Origin of the sequence: Streptomyces sp. MnatMP-M17 (assembly GCF_900091995.1) — a bacterium.
Lineage (GTDB): Bacteria > Actinomycetota > Actinomycetes > Streptomycetales > Streptomycetaceae > Streptomyces.
In genome coordinates this window covers 1-1,503 of the sequence record NZ_FMDK01001087.1, presented here as the reverse complement: position 1 = coordinate 1,503, position 1,503 = coordinate 1, and the positions used below count along the sequence as shown (strand labels likewise).

Below are 1,503 nucleotides of genomic sequence, written 5' to 3'. Positions count from 1 at the left end.
CCGGGCCAGGGACGGGGCCCGGCCGCCGGTCAGAGGAGTGGGTCAGGCTGCGGCGGCGGGCACGGCGCAGGATGTCCAGACCTGGGCGCCGGTGGCGCCGGACGGGCAGAGCTGTGCGGTGTACTGGCGGATGGAGCCGCAGGGGTAGATGGGCTGGAAGCCCTCCTCGGAGAAGAGCCTGGTGAACAGGTTCTGCTGGAGGTTTGCCGCGTCATATACAGAGGAGAGGGTGACGACGTCCTGGCGGGCGAGGACGACGGCCCCGGCCGGGTAGATGAGGAAGTTCACTGTGGTCGGGAGCGCGGTGAGCGCCGCAGTACCGCCGGGGAGGCCGGTGGGCGGGGTGGTGGCGTAGGCGTCCTGGAAGTCGTACACGAACTGCGGCCTGATGTTCCGGGTCGTGAACCAGCCGACGATCATCTGGTTGGTGATCGCGAACGGATCGTTCGGGTACGCGTTGCGGCGGGAGAGGTCCGCGCGGATCTGCGCGAGCGACCACGCCGGCAGGATCACCTCGAACGTCTGCGAGAACGGCATCCGCTCCCGGTAGCGCATGTCCGTGGCCGCGAGCTCAAGCGCCGACAGCAGAGACGCCGTCGCGGACGAGTCCGGACCGGATCCCGGAGCCGGGGTCGCACCCTGAGCCGGGATCACCGTTGCAGCGCCGGCCTTGGTGGCGATGCGGGCGATGATGTTCCCGTTCAGCTTGTGGGCGTGGTTGGTGAGGAGCCCGTCGACGTAGTTGTTGACCCACTCTGGGTACCCGGCCATCTGCATGAACGATGCGGTGATGCAGGAGACGGCCACATCGAGCCGGGCGTCCGTGAACGTCGGGCAGGGGATCTCCGCACAGTTCTTCGCGGTGTCGGCGATAACCTGCGCCTCGGTCAGCACGGTGAAGCTGGTGTTGGCCTGGAGGTCGGCGTATGTCGGCTGGTTGGAGGCGTAGTTGAAGCCGCCCCTGCTCGCGGTGAGGGTCGGCAGGTCGAGCATGCCGTCCATGCTCCACAGGCCACAGGTGTCGTAGAGGTTCTCCGATGGGGCACACCACCCGGCCGCCGCCGTCAGGCTGTTCGCCTCCTCGGTGACCTGCCCGGACCACGCCTTGAGGAGCGAGCCGCCATCGAGGCGGGACTCCTTCCGGGCGCGCTCGATCGCGGTGTAGTCGTCCTCCTCGCCGCGGCCGAGCTGAAACTCGTCGCCTCGGTCGCGGGTGAACTGGGCGAGAGTCCGCTTACTGGACTGGCCGCCACCGGCACGCCCGTACGAGGAGAAGGACTTCGCGACGGCGTTGGAGACGTCGGCGACGGTGACTTCCTCGCCGTACCGTTTGCCGACGGACGCGGCGCCGTCGGAGGTGAGGACGATGGAGAACTGGTTGCGGCGCTCGCGGCCGAGAACCACCGGGGGCTCGGGCGGCGTGGCGCCCAGCTCGGCCACGGAGGGCACCACCGGGGCGGCCGAGGCCGGTTCGGCCGGTGCGGCGGGGGGCTCGGGCGTGGT

1 protein-coding gene is annotated in these 1,503 nt (G+C 69.7%); it reads right to left on the bottom strand.

Annotated elements, in window-relative coordinates; genetic code table 11:
• Positions 1–42 precede the first annotated feature (42 nt).
• Positions 43–1,503, bottom strand: a 1,461-nt coding sequence (locus tag GA0115259_RS36270) for a major capsid protein (RefSeq protein WP_093604713.1), incomplete at its 5' end; no start/stop codon positions are given.